The sequence below is a fragment of the Frankia sp. Mgl5 genome, assembly GCF_023242985.1.
Taxonomy (GTDB): Bacteria; Actinomycetota; Actinomycetes; order Frankiales; family Frankiaceae; genus Parafrankia; species Parafrankia soli.
On sequence record NZ_JALKFY010000201.1, the window covers coordinates 1 to 259 of the forward strand.

Consider the following 259-nt stretch of genomic DNA (forward strand, 5'->3'; position numbering starts at 1 on the left):
GTGGTGGAGTTTACACAAGCCCCGCTTACGCCCCTCCGCCAATTTTACCGTTTGCTCAAACCAGAGGGCATTCTGCTGTTGGGCATTCTCGGTCCGACAGCCGGTCCGCGAGCCTACAGCTACCCTCGTCTGTACGGGGAAAAGGCAATTCAAAATACAATGATGCCATGGGAAGCAAAACAGTTGGCGCAGGAAAATGGCTTTCTCTGTCTGGAGGAAGAACCGGTCTACCGAGATGGCGTCCCCGCTGAACTGGCGG

Annotated in this window: 1 pseudogene; it reads left to right on the plus strand. The window is 55.6% G+C overall.

Annotated features, from left to right (window positions below):
* Window positions 1–259, plus strand: a pseudogene (locus MXD62_RS09000) (SAM-dependent methyltransferase); the annotation flags it as partial.